Source organism: Nonomuraea sp. NPDC004702, from assembly GCF_053601695.1.
On record NZ_JBSGCE010000009.1, the window covers coordinates 105,364 to 126,611 of the forward strand.

Consider the following 21,248-nt stretch of genomic DNA (forward strand, 5'->3'; position numbering starts at 1 on the left):
AGGACCGGGTCGCTGCACTCAGCGATCGGGCCTCCTGACGGCCGGGGCCGCTCCGCTCACAGGTCGGGCCCCTGACGGCCGGGGCCGCTCCGCGCAGGGGCCGGCCCCTGACGGCTGGGGTCAGCGGTCAGACTCCCTGATGGCTGTGCCCACCTCGCTCACCCGGTCGGCGAGGAGGCCGAGGGCGCCCACGGCCCTGGTCATCGGGTCGTCGCCGGAGCCGCCGAGCGCCCTGGCCCTGAGGAAGGCCGCCTTGATCTCCGCCCAGCGCGCCGCCTGGGCGGGGGTGAGGCGGCCGCGCAGCTCGGCCAGCTTGAGCAGGTTGGCCTCGGCGTCCTGGGTGAGGGTCTGCGCCTCGCCCAGGTAGTGGTCGTCGATCACCGCCTCCAGCTCCTCGTCGTTCATGGCGGGCACGATGCGCTCGGCCAGCTTGTTCATGTTCCGGTACGACCCCTGCAACCGGTACGGCGGCTCGGTCCTGGACGCCTCCGCCTGGGACGCCGACGCGATGTAGGCCGCGTTGTTGGCCAGCACCACCTCCTGCGCCCGCACCAGCTTGCCCAGCACGCCGAGCACCTGCTCCAGCTCGGCCTTGCCGTACGGGTGCCGGAGCTGGTCAGGCCGGACGGCCGGGTCGCCCTTGGCCAGGCGCACCAGGAGCTCGACGTCGGCCCGGTCGCGGCCCGAGAGGGGGGCGAGCACCGGGTTGGAGGTCAGCGCGTTGTCCACGTAGCTCAGCGCGAACAGCTCGTCCTTGCCGGAGAGCACGTCGCCCAGGTTCCACACGTCGGCCCGGTTGGCCAGCATGTCCGGGATGCGGAAGCGCTGCCCGGACTCGGTGTACGGGTTGCCCGCCATGCACACCGCGAAGCGCTTCCCGCGCAGGTCGTACGTGCGGGTCCGGCCGTTCCAGACGCCCTCGATGCGGCGCTGGGCGTCGCACAGCGAGATGAACTTCTGCAGCAGCTCCGGCGAGGTGTGCTGGATGTCGTCCAGGTAGAGCAGGGTGTTGTTGCCGCTCTCCAGCGCGAAGGAGATCTTCTCGACCTCCTGCCTGGCCGTGGCGTCGGGCGCGTCGGCCGGGTCGAGCGAGGTGACGCCGTGGCCGAGCGCCGGGCCGTTCACCTTGACGAAGACCAGGCCGAGGCGGCTGGCGACGTACTCCATCAGCGTGGTCTTGCCGTAGCCGGGCGGTGAGATGAGCAGCAGCAGGCCCATCTGGTCGGTGCGCTTGCCCGCGCCCGCCGCGCCGAGCTGCTTGGCCAGGTTGTCGCCGATCAGCGGCAGGTAGACCTCGTCCAGCAGCCGGTTGCGGACGAACGCGCTCATGACCTTGGGCCGGTACTCCTCCAGACGCAACCGGCGGCGTTCCTGCTCGATCAGCTCGTTGCGGCGGCGCTGGTAGGCCCGGTAGGCCGGGACCCGGTCCTGCCTGAAGGCGCGCGCCCTGGTCAGCAGCTCGTCGAGCCTGATCCGGAGCCTGCGGTCCTGCACGCGCGGATGCGCGCCGAGCAGCCCCTCGACGGTCTCCTCGACGGCGGCGCCGGAGTCGTGACGCGGCAGGTCGCACAGGAGCACGGCGACGGCCTCGGCCACCTCGGGGCCCTGCCGGTAGGCGCCGATCCAGGCGTGGGCGAGCTGCAGCCGCTCGGGCAGGGGGAGCGCGGCCAGCTCCTCCTCGAACTCGCGCGTCCTGGCCGGGCCGAGCGCCTGCCTGAAGCCGTCGAGGAGGTCGCGCGCCGCCTTGCCGGTCACGAAGCCCGACGGCGTCGCGCCCAGCTCCTCGACCAGGTACTCGCCGGCCAGCGCGGCCGTGCTCTGCGCGGTGTCCTGCCCGGTGTCCTGCCCGGTGTCCTGGCCGGTGTCCTGGCCGGGGGAGAAGGCGGCGATGCGGCCGCCGAGCTCGGCGGCCAGCGCCTCCAGGGCGGGCGTCCGGCCGAAGACCGCGCGGGCGCGGACCAGGGAGGCGGCCCTGGTGGCCAATGTTTTACGTGAAACCTCGTCCGTGCCGAAGGCCCAGAAGAGCTGCGCCGCCGCGCGGGCCTCGGGCGGGTAGCGCAGCAGGCCGGCGCCCTCGCGCAGGCGGACCAGGCTCTCCAGGACGAGGATCGCGTCGTGGTCGTGGACGCCACGCTCGTAGCCCTCGTCGTAGCGCTGCTCGGCGGCCTGGCGTACCAGGTCGGCCAGGGGAGCGCCGGGCTCCGCGGAGTCCAGGAGCGAGGCGGCCAGGTGCTCGGCTCGGTACATCTCCGGCGTCTCCGACACCAGCAGCTGCTCCCAGAACGGCCGCGTGTCCGCGAACGACGCCGGCACGGGCGCGCGGTAGTCGGTGCCCGTGATCGCGAAGTGCATCTCGCCGTCGTGCGGGACCAGCGTCAGGTCGATCGGCTGGGTGTTGACGGCGAACAGGTGACGGCCGAGGCGCAGCGTCTCGCCGCCGTCGGTGAACAGGTCCAGCCGGTCCCGCAGGGCGCGGCCGGCCTCCTGCTGGGCCGCCTTGACCCGGCCGTCCAGCTCCTCGGCCCGGACGGCGTCGCCCAGGGAGCGCAGCTCGGCCGCCGCCGTACGGACCCTGCCGACCATCGGATCGGTGGCGAAGTACGTGTTGACCTCGTCCATCGACCCCAGGGACGCCAGCCGCCTGGTCACGCTGCCCAGGATGCGCTCGGCCGAGGCGAAGACCCGGTCGGCCCGCCGGGCCAGGCCGTCGAGCTGGGTCTGCTTCCTGGCCGAGAACGCCTCGTAGACCTCGTCCCGCTTGCCCGCGAGCTGGGCGGCGAAGTCGTCGAACTCGCCGAACCGCGCCTCCAGGTTCTCCACCTGGAGCATCAGGCGGCCGAGTTGCTCGTCGCACTTGTCCGGCGTGTCGGCCATCGCCAGCGCGCCCGAGACGGCCTGCCCGAACAGGGCGAACTCGGCGGCGAAGGCCGCACGGCCCTCCGAGCCGAGCAGCTCGCGCCGCCGCCCGTCGAGCACGGCCCGCGCCCGGTTCACCCCGGCCAGCACCTCGGCGATCCGGCCCAGGATCGACGTGCGGACCGTGGCGTCGGCGATCTCCAGCGAGCCGACGACCTCCGTCACCACCTCCAGGCCCTCCGCCTGCTCGGCCAGCCGGTCGGCGACGGGCGCGGCCTCGGCCACGGTCGCGATGGCGGCGGCGTCGGCGGCCAGCCGTTCGACCGCCACGTGGTAGGCGGTGAACGCCTCCGCGCCCTCCAGGAAGGCGACCGCGCGCCGGCCGGTCGCGGCCAGCTCCGCGGTCACGGCGGCGGACAGCTCGTCCAGGCGGGCGAGGTCCAGGTAGCGGACGTCGCGCAGGGTCACCAGGCGGCCCTGCTGCCTGCGCAGTCCGGCCAGCGTGGTGACCCAGGCGTCGGCGGTGGCGGGGGTGTCGGCGGCGGCCGCGCGTACCAGGTGGGTGGTCTCCGCGGCGGCCGCGGCCAGGGTGTCGGCGGCCTGGCGGGTGAGCTGCTCGACGTTCTCGTACTCGTCGAGCACCTGCTCGGCGGTGGCGCGCACGTCGGCGAGCGGCGCGGCGAGCCCGTGCTCGCCGAGCCAGTGGTAGGAGTCGGCGGCGCGGGTGCAGGCGGCGATCAGCGCCTCGAACGTGGCCTCCGACGCCGCCATCTCCTCGACCATCCGGGCCACGGACAGGCAGTCGGAGATGCCGCGCACCAGCTCGGCGTTGCCGATGCGCTCCAGGGGCCCGGTCCCGGCGGGCTGGGCGGCGGCGTAGGTGTCGGACACGTACGGCGTCTGCCACACCTGCATCGGGTGGACCCGGGTCGGCTCCTCGGAGAGGGCGCGGAAGACCACCATCGTGCCGTCGTCGAACAGGGAGTACCCGTGGCAGACGATGGGGTTGGCCACCTCCTTCCTGATCACGTTGTACGGCAGCAGCAACGAGCGGCCGTCGCCGCGGGCGTGGAAGACGTACAGGACGTCCTCGCCGTTGGGCGAGCGCACGACCCGCTCGAACTCCAGGTCCGCCACGTCCGTGTCGAAGGTCTTGCTGATCCCGGTGGCCAGGTAGTAGCCGCCCGGGAAGATCAGCCCCTGGTCCTCGGGCAGCCGCTGGCAGGACTGGCCGATGCCGTCGAGCCTGGTCACCGCCTTGGTACGGGTGTTGAACACCAGATGCCGCCAGTCCGGCTCCTTGTACGGCCTGATCCGCATGAGGACGAGCGGCCCGACCCTGGCGTACTCGACGTCGGCGTCGGCCAGCGACTGGAGGCGTTCGGTGACCGGCTCGGAGTAGACGCCCGCGCCGGTCTCGGTGTTGTTCTCGACCTTGATGGTGAGGTCGCCGCCGATCGTCTCGACGAAGACCTCGCCCTCGATGGAGATGTGCGGATGGCGGCCGAGCACGTGGTCGTCGCGGGTGGTCGGCGTCCACTCGAAATCGTGGGACGGGGGGAAGACGTGGTCCCGCTCCCCCCTGTTATCCAGATATTTCGGGATACCGCCGTTGCTGACCGTCCACCTGAGCACCCGGGTGTCCGCCGGGCCCGTCCGGAACACCGCCAGCAGCTTGCCCTCGACCCGGCGCAGCTGCTGGAGCCTGGTCTCCTTGTAGTACCGGTACAGCTCGGCGAAGTCCTTCCTGAACGCCGGCTCCTCCAGCGTCTCCAGCTTCCCCGTCTCGAACGTGAACGCGTCCCCGTCCCTGGTGAAGCGGTGCACGGCGAACACGTCGGCCACGGTCGTCTCCGGCTTGAGCCCGATGAAGACGTTGTAGCCGAACAACATCACCTCGCCCAGCGAGACGATGTCCCTCGGGACGCAGTTGTTCTCGGTCCTGATCCGCTCGGTGCCGAGCAGGCGCAGCTCCGCGCCGCCGAAGACGCGCAGCCGCTGCCCGTTGACCTCCTCCGCCGCCACCGCGAGGGCCTTGGCCTGCGCCTGGAGACGGTTCCGCAGAACCTCGTAGGTCCCGGCTTCCAGCTCGGTGGTGCTCACGTCAGCCCTTCGCCGCCGCCAGCGCGGCCACGGGGGAGTCGGCCACGCCCAGCCGGCGCGCGGTCTCCAGCAGCTCGCCGAGCGCCGTCGACTGCGGGCCGCCGTCCTGGATGAGCCGCATGAGCAGGGCCGAGACGGTCAGGTTCTTGATGTCCTCGGTGCGCACCCCGCCGACCACGCTCGCGATGTCCGCCGCCAGGCTGGCCGTCCCGTTGAGGTACGGCGCCGCGAGGGCCCCCGCGACGTTCGAGTGGCCGACGAAGCCGTCCACCGCCTTGGCCGTGGTGATCGAGCCGACCACCTTGTCGAAGAACATCGTGTCGCCGCCGACGATGTCGATGTTGGCCTTGGCCAGTCCCGCCGCCAGCACGCTGGCCTGCGACTCGGCCACCTGGCGGGTGACGTCGATGTGCTTGAGCCTGATCTCCTTGTCGGCCTCCAGGCGCAGGCGGTACTCCTCGTGGCCCCGGCTGGCCTCGTCCAGGGCGGCCATCGCGGCGGCCTTCTGGGTCAGGCCCTCGGCCTCGGCCTTCAGCTTCTCGCCGATCGCGGTGGCGCCGGCCAGCGCCATGGCCTGCTCGCCCTCGGCCTGCGCCTTGAGCCGGTCGCCCTCGATCAGCGCCATGGCCCGCGCGCCCTCGGCCTCGGCCCGCAGCCGCTCGCCCAGGGACAGGGCCTCGGCGCGGCCGACCTTCTCGATGGCGTCCGCGTCGCGCTCCTTGACCTGCACCTGCGCCAGCCCGGCCGCGGCGGACTCGGCCTGCACGCCCTCCGCGAGCCGGATCTTGGCCCGCGCCTCCAGCTCCGCGGCCTGCTGCCGGGCCTCGGCCAGCACCAGCTCCTCGCGGGCCTTGAACTTCGAGGCCGCCTCGGCGGCCTCGGCCGCCTTGATGTCCTTGACCAGGTTCTCCTGCGCCTCGGCCTCGGCCGCGATGATCACCTGCTGACGGGTGCGCTCGGCCTCCTCGACCACCCGCAGCCGCTTGATGCTCTCCTCCTGCTCGGCCACCGTCTTGTCGACCGCGATGCGCTCCCTGATGACCTCGGCGATCGACCGCTTCTCGGTCTCGACCTCCTTGTCCTTGGCGATGCGCGACAGCTCGGTCTCCCGCTCGCGGGCGATGACCTCCAGCAGGCGGTCCTTCTCGATGCGCTCGCTCTCGATCGCGATCACCCGCTCGCGGTTCTTCTCGGCGACCGCCACCTCGCGGGCCTGGTTCTCCCGCTGCACGCCGATCTGCTCGTCGGTCTTGATGCCGGCCGTCTGCGCGCGCAGCCGCTCCTCGGCCTGCACGCGGGCGATCTCCGCCTCCTCGCGGGCCTTGACGGTCTCGATCTCGCGGCGCTGCTTGAGCTCGGCGTCGGCCTGGCGGCGCTGGAGCTCCAGGATGGCCTCGCGGGCGTCCACGTTCTGGCGGGTGATCTCCTTCTCCTCGGCCCGCTGGAACTCGTTGGTCCGTACGTGCTCCAGCGCGGTCAGCTCGGTGATCTTCCTGATGCCCTGCGCGTCCAGGATGTTGCTGGAGTCGAGCTGGGTGAGCGCGGTCTGCTCCAGGTAGTCGATGGCGGCGTCTTCGAGGCTGTAGCCGTTCAGGTCGGTGCCGATGAGCCGGATGATCTCGTCGCGGAACTCGTCCCGCTTGGTGTAGAGGTCGACGAAGTCGAGCTGCTTGCCGGCCGTCTTCAGCGCCTCGGAGAACTTGGCGCTGAACAGCTCCTGGAGGGTGTTCTCGTCGCTGGCCCGCGCGGTGCCGATGGCCTGGGCGACCTTGATGACGTCCTCGGCGGTCTTGTTCACCCGGACGAAGAAGGTGATCTTGATGTCGGCCCTGATGTTGTCCCGGCAGATCAGCCCCTCACGGCCGGTACGCGTGATCTCGATGGTCTTCACCGAGATGTCCATGGTCTCGGCCTTGTGGACGACCGGCAGCACGATGGCGCCGGTGAACGTCACGTCCACCTTGTTGACCTTCGACACGATCAGCGCCTTGCCCTGTTCCACCTTGCGGAAAAGGCGGCCGATGATGACCAGCAGGCCAATCACGATGACCAGGACGACGGCGAGAAATACGCCGAAGCCCGTGGAGATGACGTCCATCAGATCTCGCTTTCGTAGGGCATGACCCAGAAGAATTCGCCGTCTTTGTCGTATTCGAAGATGAGTGCTTTGTCGCCGCGGCCCAGGCGGTCCCGCCCGGTCGTCCGGACCTGGACGACCGCGGTCGAGCCGTCCTCGGCGGTGACCTCGGCCTGGCCGAAGTCGGGGGTGGCGGCACCGGTGCGGATGACGCACGGGCGGCCCACGAGGTCGCCGCGCGAGTGCTGCCCGCCGTCCTGGAAAGCCCTGCGCAGCGGCCCGATCAGGGCGCGCGTGGCGAGCCAGCCGCCCGCCGCCGCGGCGAAGGGCACGGCGGCCAGCGCGGCGTCCGGCAGCACCTGGCCGCCGACCAGACTCAGCAGCCAGGCGACCGCGACCAGCAGGGAGATGACGATCCCGGCGGGGACGCCCCCGAATCCCAGCCATGGCGCGTCGTGGTCGAGGTCCAGCAGGCCCGCGATGACGGCCAGCCAATAAGCCAGGACCGCCGCGAGGAGGAAAGTGAAAATGACGGTCGGAAAGCCCAGAGCGGCGTGGAAGAACTCGGTCATCAGCCCTCGGTTTGCCCCATCCCCCGGTGTGTCCTGACGGACTATATACATATAAAGCGCGACTAAAGCGGAAAGTTCCCGACTTCATATCGAAAGTTAGCCGACTTGACCTCAAGGGCGGTTGAGGTAGCACGCTCGACGGCATGACTGACGTGATGAGGGCGGCGGCGTTCGCCGAGCCGGGCGGCCCCGAGGTGCTGAAGGTGATGGAGGTGCCCGCGCCGCAGGCGGGCCCGGGACAGGTGCGCGTCCGCGTGCGGGCGGCCGGCGTGCAGCCGTTCGACGCGGCCGTACGGGCGGGGTGGCTGCCGCCGTACCTGGGGGACGTGCCGTGGCCGCGCATCCCGGGCAACGAGTTCGCCGGCGTGGTCGACCAGGTGGGCGACGGGGTCGCCGGGGTGTCGGCCGGGGACGAGGTGCTGGGCTTCTCGCGCCTGTTCGCCTACGCCGAGTACATCGTGGTCCCGGCGGCCGACGTGGCCCCCAAGCCCGCCGGGACGCCCTGGGAGGTGGCCGGCGGGCTGACCTCCGGCGTGCAGACGGCCGAGCTGGCCCTCGACGCCCTGGCGGTCGGCGCCGGCGAGACGCTGCTCGTGCACGGTGCGGCCGGGTCGGTGGGCACGGCGGCCGTGCAGATCGCCCGCATGCGCGGCGCCACGGTGATCGGCACCGCCCGCGAGGCCAACCACGACCACCTGCGCGACCTCGGCGCGATCCCGGTCGCCTACGGTGACGGGCTCGCCGACCGGGTCCGCGCGCTCGCCCCCGGCGGCGTGCACGCGGCCCTCGACGGCGCCGGCGGCCACGCCCTGGAGGTCTCGCTCGACCTGGTCGCCGACCGCGGGCGCATCGTCACGCTGGTCGAGCACGGCCGGGCGGCCGAGCTGGGCGTCAAGGTCGTCCAGGGCGAGCGCACGGCCGAACGGCTCGGCCGGTACGCCGCCCTGTACGCCGAGGGCCGCTTCGCCTTCCCGGTGCGGCGGACGTACCGGCTGGAGGAGGCCGCCGACGCCCACCGCGAGATCGAGACCGGACACGGCCGGGGGAAGGTCGTCCTGGTGACGGACTAGAGGTCCGCCACGATCTCCGGGCGGGCCGGTTCGGGCGGCGTTCCTGTGGCGTCGGCCGAGCCGGCCCGCCTTCGCGGTTCAGACGGCGTTCTTGTGGCGCTGGTTGAACCGGCCCGCCTTCGCGCGGTTGCCGCACACCTCCATCGAGCACCACCTGCGGCTGCCGTTCTTGCTCACGTCGAGGAACCACAGGACACAGGCCGGGTTCGCGCACTTGCGCAGCCGTTCGGGACGTTCGCGCAGGAGCCGGACGAAGTCGGCGGCCGCCGTCCAGGCCGCCTCCCAGGCCGGATCGCTCACCACGACGGTCTCGCGCGGCCCGTCGGCGTCCACCCGCGGCCTGGTCGAGCCCTCGGCGAGCACCGCGTTGAGCGCGTCGTGCCCCCGGCCTTCGAGCGAGCCGCGCAGCGCGTCCCGCGTCCGGACGAGCCGGTCGCGCACCCGTTCCAGATCGTCCTCGCCCGGCAGGCCGTGGTCGCCGAGCCAGGAGCGCACGCCTTCCAGGTCGTCGAACTGGTCGAGCAGGGCGCCGTGCTCCACCCAGACGGTGTCGACCAGGTCGAGCGCCATGGGCTCGTCACGAAGCGGCCGTATCCTCACTGCCTCTAACCCCCCAAAGCGATTTGACTGGTTATCGATCGCCATGCTATCACTTAACCAGCAAAACGGATTTAGCCGGTTATAGCTGGAGGATGAGATGACTGTTCGGTACCGCACCGCTGTGGTGGACGGCCTCGACGTGTTCTACCGGGAGGCCGGTGACCCGTCGGCGCCCACGCTGGTGCTGCTGCACGGGTTCCCGACCTCGTCGGTGGCCTACCAGGAGCTGATCGCCGACCTGGCGGACGAGTTCCACCTGATCGCGCCCGACTACCCGGGCTTCGGTCACAGCTCGGCCCCCGCGGCCGACGAGTGGGAGTACAGCTTCGACCACCTGGCCGACGTGGTGGACAGCCTCCTGGACACCCTGGGCGTCACCAAGTACGCGCTCTACGTGCACGACTACGGCGCCCCCGTCGGCTTCCGCCTCGCCGTCCGGCACCCGGAGCGCATCACCGGCATCGTCACCCAGAACGGCAACGCGTACGAGGAGGGCCTGACGCCGTTCTGGGAGCCGCTGCGCAAGGCGTGGGCCGACCCCTCCGAGGAGAACACCTCCGCGCTGCTCGGCCTGCTCACCCCCGAGGCCACCCACTGGCAGTACACGCACGGCGTCCCCGACGCCGCCATGGTCAACCCCGACAAGGCCGCCCTCGACCAGGCCCGCCTCGACCGGCCCGGCAACCACGCCGTCCAGCTCGCCCTCTTCGTGGACTACGGCCGCAACCCGGGCCTCTACCCGCAGTGGCAGGAGTACCTGCGCACGCACCAGCCGCCGGTGCTGGCCGTGTGGGGGCGGCACGACGAGATCTTCGGCCCCGACGGCGCCCTCGCCTTCGACCGGGACACCAAGCGCGCCGAGATCCAGCTCATCGACGCGGGCCACTTCGCCCTGGAGACCCGTGGCCGGCAGATCGCCGCGCTGGTCCGCGACTTCCTCCGCCGCCTCTCCGACTGACGGGAGCCTCCGATGGCCCAGCCCCGCCGCCGCGGGAACACCACGGCCCGCCCAGGCCTGTCCGCCGCCGCCGCCGTCCACACGCACCGATCCCTGAGCTCCCGCCGCACGCCCGCCCCCCACGGGCGCGCGGCGGGCCCGACGGCCGGGCCGCCGCCCACCCGGAGGTGGGGGTGGGCCGGGACGTCGGGGGCGCCCGCCCGTCCGTCCGGCAGGGCGGTGGCCCTGGCCACCGCGGCGGCGCTGGCCGGACTGTCGTTACTGGCCCTGCTGGCCGGCCTCACCGGCATGGAGCTGTTCGCGCTGCCGTTCGCCGCCACCGCCGGGATCGTGGCCCTGGCGCCCGCCGCGCCGTTCGCCCAGCCGCGCAGCATCCTCCTCGGCCACCTGAGCGCCACCGCGCTCGCCCTGGCGCTCACCGCCCTCACCGGCCCCTCGGTGTGGACGGCGGTCGCTGCGGCGGCGCTCTCCACGGCCCCGATGCTGCTGCTGCGGGCCCCTCACCTGCCGGCCGGGGCCACGGCGGCGCTGATCGGGCTCACCGCCCCCGACCCGGTGTACCTGCTCGACCCGGTCCTGGTCGCGAGCGTCGTGGTGATCGCCGCCGGGGTGGCGCTCGGACGGGCGCTGCCGGGCCACAGATATCCCGCCTACTGGCGGTGAACCGTCACTGCCGGTGGCGCATGGCCTCGGCGATCACCAGGGCGACCTCGTTGAGCTCGTGCTCGCCGTCCTCGACGTCCCAGAGGGCGTTCTGCAGGATCCGGCCGAGGGTCCAGCCGGCCGCCCTGGCGGGGTCGAGGCCCAGCCCGTCCACCATCAGGTCGAACCGCCGCAGCACGCCTCTGATCGGGTCGCCGGTGGCGACGACGGCGTCCCAGCGGTTGTCCAGGGCGGGCCACAGGTCGAACCCCGGGTCGCCGGCCAGCGGCTTGGGGTCGATGGCCAGCCACGGCTCCCGCTCGGCGGCCAGCACGTTGTCGTAGTGCAGGTCCCAGTGCAGCAGCCGGTCGCCCGGCTCGGCGACGAGCTCGGCGACCGCGTCGGCGCACCAGCGCAGCCAGTACCTGTCCTGCTCGCGGGGCAGCGCGGCCGTCGCGCGGTCGACGTCGGCCAGCATCTGCGCGGCGATGTCGCCCAACCGGCGCAGCCCCGGCGGGGCGGGGAGGGCGGTCAACCGGCCCAGCAACCCGGTCAGGATCGTCAGCGCCTCGGTGTCGTCCGGGACGGCCGACAGCGGGCGGCCGGAGTCGAGGCGTTCCAGCAGCAGGGTGCCGGTCTCGGGGTCGTCGTCGAGCAGCAGGACCGAGCCCTTCCCGGCCCACGTGCGCAGGCCGGGCGCCTCGGTGGCGTTCTCGTCGGTGACGGGCTGGAGCTTGAGCGCCGCCCTGGTGCCGTCCTCCCGTACGACGGGCAGCACGAGGGAGACCACGCCGTGCATGGGGCGGCCCTCGTCCAGCCGCAGCCCCCACTCCTCCAGGTAACGCTCGGCCAGCGCGGGCAGGCCGGCCGACCAGGCCCGCCCCCGCTCGCCGTCGATCTTCACATGCGATGCGGTCAACGCCTCGGGAACCATGATCCTCATCGCCCCAGTCTGCCTCCGGCCGGGGCGCCCGCGGCTAGAAGTGCCAGGGGAAGGGCGACCAGTCGGGCGCCCGCTTCTCCAGGAAGGAGTCGCGCCCCTCGGCCGCCTCGTCCGTCATGTACGCCAGCCGCGTCGCCTCGCCCGCGAACACCTGCTGCCCGACGAGCCCGTCGTCGATCATGTTGAAGGCGAACTTCAGCATGCGCTGCGCGGTGGGCGACTTGCCGTTGACCTTGCGCGCCCACTCCAGCGCCGTGGCCTCCAGCTCCGCGTGCGGCACGACGGCGTTGACCATGCCCATGCGGTGGGCGTCGGCCGCGCTGTAGGTGTCGCCCAGGAAGAAGATCTCGCGGGCGAACTTCTGCCCGACCTGCCGCGCCAGGTAGGCCGAGCCGAAGCCGCCGTCGAAGCTGGCCACGTCGGCGTCGGTCTGCTTGAAGCGGGCGTGCTCGGCGCTGGCCAGGGTGAGGTCGGCCACGACGTGGAGGCTGTGCCCGCCGCCCGCGGCCCAGCCGGGCACCACGCAGATCACGATCTTGGGCATGAAGCGGATCAGGCGCTGCACCTCCAGGATGTGCAGGCGCCCGGTGGCGGGGGTGCCGTCGGCGTACTGGTAGCCGTCTTTGCCCCTGATGCGCTGGTCGCCGCCGGAGCAGAAGGCCCACCCGCCGTCTTTGGGCGAGGGGCCGTTGCCCGTGAGCAGCACGCAGCCGACGTCGGTGGCCTGCCTGGCGTGGTCGAGCGCCCGGTAGAGCTCGTCGACCGTCTGGGGCCTGAAGGCGTTGCGCACTTCGGGCCGGTTGAACGCGACCCGCACCGTGCCCTGGTCGAGGGCCCGGTGGTAGGTGATGTCGGTGAAGTCGAAGCCCTCGACGACCTGCCACATCTTCGGATCGAACAGCTCGGAGACCATGGGGGCGAGCCTAACGGATCTGCCCCTCGGCCCACTCGGCCCACTCCTTCTGCACGGCGCCGAGCCGCAGGCCGTACTCCAGGGCGAGCCGGCCGTAGACCGACAGGTTGTCCTGGCCGCTCTCGACGAAGCCCTTGATGGCCTCCATGTGCTCCAGGTGCTTGCCCACCACCTCGGCCTGGCGGCGCAGGTAGGCGCGGGCCTGCTCGGGATCGACCTGGCCGAGGAAGAACACGCGCAGCAGCATGTCGCTGCGCCCGACCCTGACGGGCTCGACCTCGGTGATCCAGCGGCGCAGCTCGGCCCGGCCCTCCTGGGTGATCGCGTACTCCTTGCGGCCACGGGGGCCCTCGGCCGCGACGCTCACCAGACCGGCGTCGGCCAGCTTGCCGAGCTCGGCGTAGAGCTGGCTCTGCGTGGCCGGCCAGACGTTGGACAATGAGACGTCGAAGGTCTTCAGCAGGTCGTAGCCGCTGGCCGGCCCCTCGGCGAGCAGACCAAGCACGGCGTGTCTCAAGCTCATATTCCTATATTGACATATCTCCACAGGAGGTTCTACATTCGACATGTCTACTTAGGAATGTCAAAGGAGTTGCGCGATGCGCGGTCTGCTCGGTTTCCTCCCCTGGGTCGTCTACGCGGTCATCGCCACCGGCGACGAGTGGCGCTGGGGCGCCATCACCGGCCTCGTGATCGCCCTCGCCCTCGTGGTCATCGACCGGCGGTCCGGCCGGGCCTGGGACGAGATCGTGATCGAGACGAGCGCCGCCGCCTTCTTCGCCCTGCTCACGGTGCTCTCCCTGGCGGCCCCGCACTCGCCGCTCACGCCGTACGGGCCCGCGCTGGTCAACGTCTGGCTGGCCGGCACCGCCTGGGGCTCGCTGGCCATCGGCAAGCCGTTCACGCTGGGCATCGCGCGCACGATGGCGCCGAAGGAGATCTGGGAGACCCAGGCGTTCCGCCGCGTCAACGTGGTGATCACGACGGTGTGGGCGGTGGCGTTCACGCTCGCCGCCGTCTCGCTGACGTTCGTGCTGGCCGCGGCCCCCCACGCCACCACGGTCGTCATCGCGATCAAGGTGCTCTCGTTCGTCGTCCCCGCCGTCTTCACCGCCCGTTACCCGAAGGTGGTCAGGCGCCGCGCCGAGGCCGCCGCTAAGTGACCTCCGCCCGCAGCTCGGCCAGGAGCTCCCCCTGGTCGGCCAGCATGTCGGTGAGGATGCGGCGGGCGGCCCCGAGCAGGTCTGCCAGCTCGGGAGTGGCCAGGGTGTAGACCACCGTGCTGCCTTCGCGGATTGCGCTCACGATCCCGGCCCTGCGCAGGACCGCCAGCTGTTGTGAGAGGCTCGACGCCTCGATGTCGATCTGGGCCAGCAGGTCCCTGACGGGCAGCGGACCTTCCTGGAGTAGCTCCAACACTCTGATGCGAGCGGGGTGGCCGAGCGTCCTGAAGAAGTCGGCCTTGGCCTGGTGGACCTCCACGTGCATATTGCAAGACTAATCGAGCGCAGTTGCATAATTCTTCAAGTCGTAACGTTGTTGGATAGCATGACAGCGGGGACTAGGGAGTAGCCATGGGCCGAGGAAGAGCCAAGGCGAAGCAGACGAAGGTCGCTCGCCAGCTGAAGTACGCCAACCACAACATCGACTACGACCGGCTGCGCGAGGAGCTGGGCGCGGACACGCCGCGCGAGGAGATGTACACGTCTACGGCGTCCGAGCAGGAGTCCGAGCGCGCGCAATGACGCGCGCCGGCTTCGCGGGGGCGTCCGCGACGTTCTCGGGCCGCCTGGCCTCCGGCGCCTGACCGGTCGCCGCGAGTTCCAGGCGGTGTTCCCGTGCCCGCCCGGCGGCGTGCCGCAGGGCGCGGGCCGGGCCACGGTGGTCCGACGGGCTAGCCCGTCACCGCTTCGAGCAGGCGGCGCGCGTCGGCGAGCAGGCGGCCGGTGGCGGCCTGCGACACCGGGTCGGCGTTCTGCTGGAATCCGTGCGTGAGGCCGGGCTCCCTGCGGCACGTGACCGGCACGCCCGCCTCGGCCAGCCGGCGGGCGTACGCCTCGCCCTCGTCCCTGAGGGCGTCGTGCTCGGCGGTGACCACCAGCGTGGCGGGCATCCCGCTCAGGTCGGGCACGAGCAGCGGGCTCAGCCTCGGGTCGGCGCGCCGCGCCGGATCGGGCGCCCACTGCCGCACGGCCCAGGCGAGGAAGCTCTCGTCGAGGCCGTGACCGGTGCCCTTCTCCCGCACGCTGGGGCAGGAGAGCGTGAGGTCGGTGTTGGGGCAGACCAGGATCTGGGCGGCGGGCAACGGGTCGCCCGCGTCCCGCAGCGCCAGGCAGGCCATCGTGGCCAGGTAGCCGCCCGCGCTGTCCCCGGCCACCGCGACCGGACGGGCCTCGCGCAGCACGTCCACGACGTCCTCGACGGCCGCCGGGTACGGGTGCTCGGGCGCCAGCCGGTAGTCCACGGCCAGCACCTCCACCTCGCACTCGCGGGCCAGCAGGCGGCAGATCCGGTCGTGGGTGTCCAGGTCGCAGAGCACCCACGCGCCGCCGTGCACGTACACCACCAGCGGCCGCCGCTCCCGCGCGGGCCGATAGTGCCGCAGCGGCAGCCCGCGCGGCCCGGCCAGGTCGCTCACCTGCGGCAGCTCGGGCCCCCGCGCACGCAGGTGCGCCCGCTCGGCGCTGCCCCTGCGCAGCTCGTGGACATCGGGATCGTTCATGGACGACGAGTGTAGGGATCACCGGCGGGCAAAAGATCTCGCGGCGCAGGCGCAAAGCCGGGCATGCGGGGAAGGCCGATGGGCAGGTGCCGATCGGCCGACAAGGAGATCCAGACATGCGCGTAGGAATCGTGGGTTCGGGCCGGCTCGGCGCGCCGCTCGGCCGGCTGTTCGCGGCGGCCGGTCACGACGTGCTCTTCAGCGACGCCCGGCCGGCCCTGGCCGAGGAGGCCGCGGCCGCCGCCGAGGGGCAGTCGGGCGTCGGCTCGCCGATCGAGTCGGCGCGCTTCGGCGAGGTCGTCGTCATGGCGGTGTGGTGGGAGGCGTTCCCCACCGTGGTCGAGGAGCTGGGCGCGGCGCTGGGCGGCAAGATCGTCATCGACCCCAGCAACCCGATCACCCGGCTCGACGGTGCCGAGGCGGTGGTGGCCGTGCCGGACGGGCTCACCAGCCCGCAGTACCAGCAGCATGTGCTCGGCCGCGAGGTGCGGCTGGTGCGCACGTTCAACACCAAGTACCCCAACGAGCTGCTGGACCTGGGCACGGCCGGGCAGCGGGGCGGCCCGCGGGCCGACATGCCCTACTGGGGCGACGACGAGGCCGCCAAGAAGGCCGTGGTGCCGCTCATCGAGGACGCCGGCTTCACCGCCATCGACGGAGGCGGGCTCGCCGACGCCCTGTGAGCCGGGCCGAGCCGGGCTGGGCCCGGCCGGCCCTACGTGAGCCGGGACGGGCCTGGGTGAGCCGAGGGTGGGCCGGGTCAGGCCGCGCAGGTGTCGTGGGTGGCGTCGAAGCCCTTGATCGCCTCGGTGTCGTCGGCGCGCAGCGGCTTGAGCCCCTTCCAGTCGTCGCCGATCACCAGCACCAGGTGGTTCGTCCGGGCGCCGGCGACCAGCTTGGGCGTGGCGGCGAGCAGGTCGTTGGTGAGCGTGGGCACCCGCGTCTCGGCGTTGGGGCCGTAGAGCAGCGTGGTCTTCGCCTGGGGCTTCCTGGCCGTGTCGCCGATCTTGCTGATGTGGTAGCCGCGCTGTTCCAGGAAGGCGGCCACCTGCGTGCCGAGGCCGCCGCGGTAGGTGCCGTTGCGCAGCTCGATCTGGATCTTCGACCGCCCCACCTTGGCCTGGCCGCCCTTGACGCCCTGGACGCTCTGGTCCCTGGCGACGATCTGGAACAGCCGGCCCGCCTGCGGCTGCACCCATTCGACCCGGCCCGGCTGGGTCAGCGAGTAGTGCCAGGGGGTGGTGATGAACCGGATCTGCCCGGCGTTGAGGCCCTGGAGGCTGGTGGCGAGGTCCTTCATGACGCCCACCGACAGGTCGTCGTCTACGGTCACCGACTTGGTCCCGGCGTCGAGGAAGCCGAACAGCTTGGACGGGTCGGTGAGCGTTTCACCGCTCATCACCTTCTTGAGCATCGAGGCGATGAACATCTGCTGCCGCTGGATGCGCCCGATGTCGGAGCCGTCGCCGAGGCTGTAGCGGGCGCGGACGTAGCCGAGCGCCTGCTCGCCGTTGAGCGTCTGCCGCCCGGCGGGCAGGTGGAGCAGGGCCTTCTTGTCGTTCACCGGGGAGGGCAGGCAGACCTCGACGCCGCCCACGGCGTTGACCATGCTCTTGAAGCCGGTGAAGTCGACCTTCACGAAGTGGTCGATGTGGATGCGGGTGAGCGACTCGATCGTCTTCCAGGTGCAGGCGATGCCCCCGGAGTTGAACGACTCGTTGATCATGCCCAGGTGCGGCTGCTGGCCGGGCAGGCCGCCCGTGGCCCGGCAGGCGGGGAGCTGGACCAGCGAGTCGCGCGGGAAGCTGATCACCATGGCGTTGTCCCGCTTGGACGACACGTGCGCCAGCATGATCGTGTCGGTGCGCTCGCCCGCGATGCGGCGGCCGTACCTGGCGTTCTTGCCGTCGCGCTGGTCGGAGCCCACGATCAGGACGTTCATCGCCGAGGTGGCGACCTTGGGGGGCCGCGTCTCGCCGAGGTCCTCCTTGGTGACCGTGGAGCGCTTGAGGTTGCCGCTGAGCTTCGCGGTGACGCCGACGGCCACGCCGGCGACCAGGAGGACGACGGCGACCGCGATCGCGATCACCCAGCGTAGCCAGCGCCCGTGGCGCCTCTTGGGGGCGCCGGGGTCGCTGGAGGGCGGAGCATCGACAAGCCCGCTGCTCACGTGACTCCAGAGGGACGGGGGCCGAGGGGCCACCGCCCCGGGCCAAGAGCCTCGCCGTACAAGTCTCGGCCGTTGAACGTGCCCGAGTGTACTCAGTCCGGGACGGGTATGCGGAGGGACCGCGTTCCTCGACGGTCAAGCCTCGGGTCAGCGCTCGCGCGGGGTCACCAGGCCGGACTCGTAGGCGAAGACCACGAGCTGGGCGCGGTCGCGGGCGTGCAGCTTGGTCATCGCCCGGCTGACGTGCGTCTTGGCGGTGGTCGGGCTGATCACCATCTGGGCGGCGATCTCGTCGTTGGACATGCCGCGGGCGACCAGGGCGGTCACCTCGCGTTCGCGGTTGGTGAGCACGTCCAGGCCCTGGGGTTCGGGTTCGGGGCGGCGGGCGACGTACTCGCCGATCAGGCGGCGGGTGATGGCGGGGGAGAGCAGGGCGTCGCCGCGGGCGGCCACCCTGACGCCCTGGAGCAGGTCCGCGGGCTCGGTGTCCTTGACCAGGAAGCCGCTGGCGCCGGCGCGCAGGGCGTGGAAGACGTACTCGTCCAGGCCGTAGTTGGTCAGGATCACCACGTGGACCTCGGCCAGGCGTTCGTCGGCGGCGATCCGCCTGGTGGCCTCGATGCCGTCCATGACGGGCATCTGCACGTCCACGAGCGCCACGTCGGGGCGGTGCTCCAGGGCGAGGGCGACCGCCTGCTCCCCGTTGGCGGCCTCGGCGACGACCTCGATGTCGTCCTCGGCCTCCAGCAGGGCGCGGAAGCCGCCGCGGATGAGGGCCTGGTCGTCCACCAGCAGCACGCGGATCACCGGGCCTCCTGCAGCGGCAGCTCGGCGCGCACGGTGAACCCGCCCTCGGGACGCGGCCCGGTCGCCAGCCGCCCGCCGAGCGCCGTGACGCGCTCGCGCATGCCCAGCAGGCCCACGCCGGGGTCGCAGGGGCCGCCGTTCGCGCGGCCGTCGTCGTCCACCTGCACGATCAGCTCCTCCTTGCCGTAGTCGACGCGTACCGAGGCGGTGGCGGGACCGGCGTGCTTGGAGACGTTGGTCAGCGCCTCCTGGACGATCCGGTAGGCCGCCCGGTCGACCTCGGCCGGCAGGTCGCGGCGGTCGCCGGTGACCGTCACCGTGGCCGGGACGCCGGTCGAGCGGGCCCGTTCGACCAGGTGGGTGAGCCGGTCGAGGCCGCTGGCCGCGGGGGCGTCGTCGTCCTCGCGCAGCACCTCCAGCGTGGCGCGCAGCTCGCGCATGGCCTCGCCGCTGGCCTCCTGGATGGCCAGCAGCGCCGCCGGCACCTCCTCGCCGCGCTTGCGCGCGAGGTGCACGGCCACGCCCGCCTGCACCTTGATGACCGAGATGGTGTGGGTGAGCGAGTCGTGCAGCTCCCTGGCGATGCGCAGCCGCTCCTCGCCCGCCCGGCGCAGCGCCGCCTCCTCGCGGGTCCGCTCGGCCTCGGCGGCCCGCTGTTCGACCTGCACGAGGTACGCCTGCCGGTGCCGGGTCACGGTCGCGGTCACCCCGGCCGCCAGGAACCAGCCGAGCAGCAGCGTCGTCTTCTGCACGATCTCCTGCGCGGTCTGCCCGTCGGGGGTGGCCAGGTTGACCGCCAGGGTCCCGCCCAGGAACACCGCGCCGGCCGCCGCCGCGAGCGCCCGGTGACCGGCCCTGACCGTGGCGAACACGGTCACCATCACGGGGAAGGCGGCCGGCGGGCCGGGCTGGGCGTGCGCGGAGTAGACCAGCATGCACAACGTGGTGACCAGCAGCGCCGGGACCGGCGCCCGCCGCCAGGCGACGAGCGCGAGCGACCCGGCGAGCACGGCGGCGTAGTCCGCGGGCCCCGCGTCCGGCGTGGCCACCACGGTCGCCGTCAGCAGCACGGCCACCACCGCCGCGAGGGCCGCGTCCATGACGGCGGGGTGCCATCGCAAGCTCATGCCAAGCACAGTAGAGCCTGATGTGTCGATAATCGTCCTCACATGGGCGGAATGGGGGACTACTCCCGCCGTCGTACGCCGTCCGCCTCTGCGCCCCGCGCCGTAGCCGCGGAAGTCATCCAGGGCAGGACGACTCCGGCCCGTCCCGCGGCCCACCATGGCGGCCATGAACACGACGCAGACGGCCGCAGGCCAGTTCCGCTACGTCACGCCCGTCCGGCCGCAGGACGCCACGGGCCGGGTGGCCCAGGTCTACGCCCGCCTCGCCGACGACTTCGGCATGGCCCGCATGGCGGTCTTCCTGACCTTGTCGCCCGCGCCCGCCGTGCTGGCCGGGACCTGGGCGCTGCTGCGGGAGTCGCTGCTGGCCGGGCCGGGGTCCAGGACCGGCAGGAAGGTGGTGGCGCTGGGGGTGTCGCTGGCCAACCGGTGCCCGTTCTGCGTGGCCGCGCACACGACGCTGCTGCACGCCACCGGCGACCACAGGCTGGCCGAGACCGTCGCGGCCGGGGGCGTGCCGGCGGATCCGGGGCACGCCGCGCTGCTGCGGTGGGCCAAGGACCGGCGCGTGCCCGCGCCCTTCCCCGCGGACGAGGCGCCCGCGTACGTCGGCACCGCGCTGACCTTCCACTTCGTCAACCGGATCGCCTCGTCCCTGCTCACCGAGAACCTGCTGCCGGGCAACCTGCAGAAGTCGCGCCTGGTGCGCAGCGTGGGCGGCCGGGCCATGTCCCGGACGGTGCGCAGGGAGCTGCCGCCCGGCGCGGGCCTGGACGTGCTGGACGGCCTGCCCTCCCCGCCCGAGCCCGCCTGGGCGGCCGGCACGCCGGTCGGCACGGCGTACGCCACGCTCATGGCCGTCGCGGCGACGGGCGGGGAGCTGCTCGGCGAGCCGGCGCGGACTGCCGTCACCGAGGCGGTCGCGGCCTGGGACGGCGAGCACCCGCCGATGGGCGGCGACTGGCTCTCGGGCCCGCTGACGGGCGTGCCCGGCGAGGAACGGCCGGGAGCCAGGCTCGCGCTGCTCGCCGCCCTCGCCCCCTACCGGGTCACCGACGCGGACGTCGCCGCCTGGCGCGGCGCCGCGACGACGGACGAGGACCTGGTGCGGCTCGTCGCCTTCGGCGCCGCCACGGCGACGCGGCACGCGGAGGGCGTCCTCACCGGGACCCGCGCGGGCGCGGGCGGGCGGTCAGGCCGGTAGGCAGGCGGGCGGGCGGCCCGAGGCGGGCCAGACGTATTCCAGGTCGTCGGGCTCGTCGCCGAAGAGCGGGCGGTAGTGATCGGGGTCCTTGCGCAGGAGGGCGGAGCGGTGGCTGAGGTGGAAGGCGTCGTCGCCGAGCCAGGGCGGCAGCTCGCCAGCCGCCGCCAGCTCGTGCTGGGTGCGGATGACGGGGGTGCCGCAGGCGCGGCCCAGCTCGACGGACATCGTGGCCGCGCAGGTGTCGGCCCGGCCGGTCGAGCACCAGCGCTCGCACACGTCGAGCCCGTAGCGGACCAGGGCCTCCTCGTAGCCGGCCCACATCTTGACGGCGGGGTGGTGGCGCCAGCCGTAGCCGGGGACGATCAGGGCGCGCAGCACCTGCAGAGCCTCCACCCGCTGCTTGCCCAGCCGCAGCGCGTCCAGGACCCCGGCACTGGCCGCGAAATCCGGATACGGAAGAAATGTCTGCATCTATGCCCCCGCT

At 72.5% G+C, this 21,248-nt stretch carries 20 protein-coding genes; 7 read left to right on the forward strand and 13 right to left on the reverse strand.

Annotated elements, in window-relative coordinates; genetic code table 11:
- Positions 1-120 precede the first annotated feature (120 nt).
- The 3 genes from ACWEJ6_RS14505 to ACWEJ6_RS14515 are packed head-to-tail and all read right to left on the reverse strand — an operon-like array spanning position 121 to position 7,608.
- A complete protein-coding gene (locus ACWEJ6_RS14505; protein ID WP_452423943.1) occupies positions 121-4,959 on the reverse strand; it encodes a DNA repair ATPase in 4,839 nt (1,612 codons plus the stop codon).
- Position 4,960: 1 nt separating this feature from the next.
- Entirely contained in the window at positions 4,961-7,057 is a 2,097-nt protein-coding gene (locus tag ACWEJ6_RS14510) for a flotillin family protein (protein WP_452423945.1), read from the reverse strand.
- Complete coding sequence (locus ACWEJ6_RS14515; protein ID WP_358291410.1) at positions 7,057-7,608, reverse strand: hypothetical protein; 552 nt, start codon at positions 7,606-7,608, stop codon at positions 7,057-7,059. Before ACWEJ6_RS14515 ends, ACWEJ6_RS14510 begins: the two co-directional genes overlap by 1 nt.
- Positions 7,609-7,763: 155 nt before the next feature.
- On the opposite strand from ACWEJ6_RS14515, the gene ACWEJ6_RS14520 reads away from it, so the two are divergent.
- Positions 7,764-8,678 (forward strand): NADP-dependent oxidoreductase, encoded by a 915-nt coding sequence (locus ACWEJ6_RS14520; protein ID WP_452424080.1) that lies wholly within the window; start codon positions 7,764-7,766, stop codon positions 8,676-8,678.
- A 78-nt stretch (positions 8,679-8,756) separates the two neighbouring features.
- On the opposite strand, the gene ACWEJ6_RS14525 is transcribed toward ACWEJ6_RS14520, so the two are convergent.
- A complete protein-coding gene (locus ACWEJ6_RS14525) occupies positions 8,757-9,278 on the reverse strand; it encodes a CGNR zinc finger domain-containing protein (RefSeq protein ID WP_452423947.1) in 522 nt (173 codons plus the stop codon).
- Positions 9,279-9,375: 97 nt separating this feature from the next.
- Between ACWEJ6_RS14525 and ACWEJ6_RS14530 the strand changes: the two genes are divergently transcribed.
- Positions 9,376-10,236, forward strand: a complete 861-nt coding sequence (locus ACWEJ6_RS14530; RefSeq protein ID WP_387671665.1) for an alpha/beta fold hydrolase — start codon at positions 9,376-9,378, stop codon at positions 10,234-10,236.
- A gap of 12 nt (positions 10,237-10,248) precedes the next feature.
- Positions 10,249-10,899, forward strand: a complete 651-nt coding sequence (locus ACWEJ6_RS14535) for an HPP family protein (RefSeq protein WP_452423950.1) — start codon at positions 10,249-10,251, stop codon at positions 10,897-10,899.
- A gap of 4 nt (positions 10,900-10,903) precedes the next feature.
- Here the strand turns inward: ACWEJ6_RS14535 and ACWEJ6_RS14540 are convergent, their stop codons facing one another.
- The 3 genes from ACWEJ6_RS14540 to ACWEJ6_RS14550 are packed head-to-tail and all read right to left on the reverse strand — an operon-like array spanning position 10,904 to position 13,257.
- On the reverse strand, positions 10,904-11,821 hold the full coding sequence (locus ACWEJ6_RS14540; RefSeq protein ID WP_452423952.1) for an aminoglycoside phosphotransferase family protein: 918 nt from the start codon (positions 11,819-11,821) through the stop codon (positions 10,904-10,906).
- A 34-nt stretch (positions 11,822-11,855) separates the two neighbouring features.
- Positions 11,856-12,734, reverse strand: coding sequence for a 1,4-dihydroxy-2-naphthoyl-CoA synthase (locus tag ACWEJ6_RS14545; protein WP_352366206.1), 879 nt, complete (start codon positions 12,732-12,734; stop codon positions 11,856-11,858).
- Positions 12,735-12,744: 10 nt separating this feature from the next.
- On the reverse strand, positions 12,745-13,257 hold the full coding sequence (locus ACWEJ6_RS14550) for a PadR family transcriptional regulator (protein ID WP_357702057.1): 513 nt from the start codon (positions 13,255-13,257) through the stop codon (positions 12,745-12,747).
- A gap of 76 nt (positions 13,258-13,333) precedes the next feature.
- Here ACWEJ6_RS14550 and ACWEJ6_RS14555 point away from each other — a divergent pair, with 76 nt between their 5' ends.
- Positions 13,334-13,897 (forward strand): hypothetical protein, encoded by a 564-nt coding sequence (locus ACWEJ6_RS14555; protein ID WP_352366202.1) that lies wholly within the window; start codon positions 13,334-13,336, stop codon positions 13,895-13,897.
- On the opposite strand, the gene ACWEJ6_RS14560 is transcribed toward ACWEJ6_RS14555, so the two are convergent.
- Positions 13,890-14,222, reverse strand: coding sequence for an ArsR/SmtB family transcription factor (locus ACWEJ6_RS14560; RefSeq protein ID WP_090938046.1), 333 nt, complete (start codon positions 14,220-14,222; stop codon positions 13,890-13,892). The two genes, ACWEJ6_RS14555 and ACWEJ6_RS14560, sit on opposite strands and share 8 nt — an antisense overlap.
- A gap of 86 nt (positions 14,223-14,308) precedes the next feature.
- Between ACWEJ6_RS14560 and ACWEJ6_RS14565 the strand changes: the two genes are divergently transcribed.
- Entirely contained in the window at positions 14,309-14,479 is a 171-nt protein-coding gene (locus tag ACWEJ6_RS14565) for a DUF3073 domain-containing protein (RefSeq protein ID WP_358291422.1), read from the forward strand.
- A gap of 149 nt (positions 14,480-14,628) precedes the next feature.
- On the opposite strand, the gene ACWEJ6_RS14570 is transcribed toward ACWEJ6_RS14565, so the two are convergent.
- Entirely contained in the window at positions 14,629-15,456 is an 828-nt protein-coding gene (locus ACWEJ6_RS14570) for an alpha/beta hydrolase (protein WP_452423955.1), read from the reverse strand.
- A gap of 116 nt (positions 15,457-15,572) precedes the next feature.
- Between ACWEJ6_RS14570 and ACWEJ6_RS14575 the strand changes: the two genes are divergently transcribed.
- A complete protein-coding gene (locus tag ACWEJ6_RS14575) occupies positions 15,573-16,139 on the forward strand; it encodes an NADPH-dependent F420 reductase (RefSeq protein WP_352318322.1) in 567 nt (188 codons plus the stop codon).
- Between the two features lie 77 nt (positions 16,140-16,216).
- Here ACWEJ6_RS14575 and ACWEJ6_RS14580 read toward each other — a convergent pair whose 3' ends face one another.
- The 3 genes from ACWEJ6_RS14580 to ACWEJ6_RS14590 form a co-directional block, all read right to left on the reverse strand.
- Complete coding sequence (locus ACWEJ6_RS14580) at positions 16,217-17,626, reverse strand: LCP family protein (protein ID WP_387671653.1); 1,410 nt, start codon at positions 17,624-17,626, stop codon at positions 16,217-16,219.
- A 147-nt stretch (positions 17,627-17,773) separates the two neighbouring features.
- Positions 17,774-18,433 carry a response regulator gene (locus ACWEJ6_RS14585; RefSeq protein ID WP_397155305.1) on the reverse strand — a complete coding sequence of 220 codons (660 nt, stop codon included), beginning with the start codon at positions 18,431-18,433 and terminating at the stop codon, positions 17,774-17,776.
- Positions 18,430-19,560, reverse strand: coding sequence for a sensor histidine kinase (locus ACWEJ6_RS14590; protein ID WP_358291432.1), 1,131 nt, complete (start codon positions 19,558-19,560; stop codon positions 18,430-18,432). The genes ACWEJ6_RS14585 and ACWEJ6_RS14590 overlap by 4 nt, the downstream gene beginning before the upstream one ends.
- Before the next feature lie 166 nt (positions 19,561-19,726).
- Here ACWEJ6_RS14590 and ACWEJ6_RS14595 point away from each other — a divergent pair, with 166 nt between their 5' ends.
- Entirely contained in the window at positions 19,727-20,764 is a 1,038-nt protein-coding gene (locus tag ACWEJ6_RS14595; protein WP_452423958.1) for a carboxymuconolactone decarboxylase family protein, read from the forward strand.
- On the opposite strand, the gene ACWEJ6_RS14600 is transcribed toward ACWEJ6_RS14595, so the two are convergent.
- Positions 20,753-21,235: an MSMEG_6728 family protein gene (locus ACWEJ6_RS14600; RefSeq protein ID WP_387671646.1), complete on the reverse strand. Its 483-nt coding sequence runs from the start codon at positions 21,233-21,235 to the stop codon at positions 20,753-20,755. The genes ACWEJ6_RS14595 and ACWEJ6_RS14600 overlap by 12 nt on opposite strands.
- Positions 21,236-21,248: the final 13 nt, after the last annotated feature.

What these genes read in the sequence shown, in the direction of transcription:
- ACWEJ6_RS14515 (WP_358291410.1), bottom strand. Translation starts at nt 7,608, where the DNA reads ATGACCGAGTTCTTCCACGCCGCTCTGGGCTTTCCGACCGTCATTTTC.
- ACWEJ6_RS14570 (WP_452423955.1), bottom strand. Translation starts at nt 15,456, where the DNA reads ATGAACGATCCCGATGTCCACGAGCTGCGCAGGGGCAGCGCCGAGCGG.
- ACWEJ6_RS14550 (WP_357702057.1), bottom strand. Translation starts at nt 13,257, where the DNA reads ATGAGCTTGAGACACGCCGTGCTTGGTCTGCTCGCCGAGGGGCCGGCC.
- ACWEJ6_RS14560 (WP_090938046.1), bottom strand. Translation starts at nt 14,222, where the DNA reads ATGCACGTGGAGGTCCACCAGGCCAAGGCCGACTTCTTCAGGACGCTC.
- ACWEJ6_RS14555 (WP_352366202.1), top strand. Translation starts at nt 13,334, where the DNA reads ATGCGCGGTCTGCTCGGTTTCCTCCCCTGGGTCGTCTACGCGGTCATC.
- ACWEJ6_RS14510 (WP_452423945.1), bottom strand. Translation starts at nt 7,057, where the DNA reads ATGGACGTCATCTCCACGGGCTTCGGCGTATTTCTCGCCGTCGTCCTG.
- ACWEJ6_RS14590 (WP_358291432.1), bottom strand. Translation starts at nt 19,560, where the DNA reads ATGAGCTTGCGATGGCACCCCGCCGTCATGGACGCGGCCCTCGCGGCG.
- ACWEJ6_RS14565 (WP_358291422.1), top strand. Translation starts at nt 14,309, where the DNA reads ATGGGCCGAGGAAGAGCCAAGGCGAAGCAGACGAAGGTCGCTCGCCAG.
- ACWEJ6_RS14540 (WP_452423952.1), bottom strand. Translation starts at nt 11,821, where the DNA reads ATGAGGATCATGGTTCCCGAGGCGTTGACCGCATCGCATGTGAAGATC.
- ACWEJ6_RS14520 (WP_452424080.1), top strand. Translation starts at nt 7,764, where the DNA reads ATGAGGGCGGCGGCGTTCGCCGAGCCGGGCGGCCCCGAGGTGCTGAAG.
- ACWEJ6_RS14575 (WP_352318322.1), top strand. Translation starts at nt 15,573, where the DNA reads ATGCGCGTAGGAATCGTGGGTTCGGGCCGGCTCGGCGCGCCGCTCGGC.
- ACWEJ6_RS14545 (WP_352366206.1), bottom strand. Translation starts at nt 12,734, where the DNA reads ATGGTCTCCGAGCTGTTCGATCCGAAGATGTGGCAGGTCGTCGAGGGC.
- ACWEJ6_RS14600 (WP_387671646.1), bottom strand. Translation starts at nt 21,235, where the DNA reads ATGCAGACATTTCTTCCGTATCCGGATTTCGCGGCCAGTGCCGGGGTC.
- ACWEJ6_RS14595 (WP_452423958.1), top strand. Translation starts at nt 19,727, where the DNA reads ATGAACACGACGCAGACGGCCGCAGGCCAGTTCCGCTACGTCACGCCC.
- ACWEJ6_RS14535 (WP_452423950.1), top strand. Translation starts at nt 10,249, where the DNA reads ATGGCCCAGCCCCGCCGCCGCGGGAACACCACGGCCCGCCCAGGCCTG.
- ACWEJ6_RS14530 (WP_387671665.1), top strand. Translation starts at nt 9,376, where the DNA reads ATGACTGTTCGGTACCGCACCGCTGTGGTGGACGGCCTCGACGTGTTC.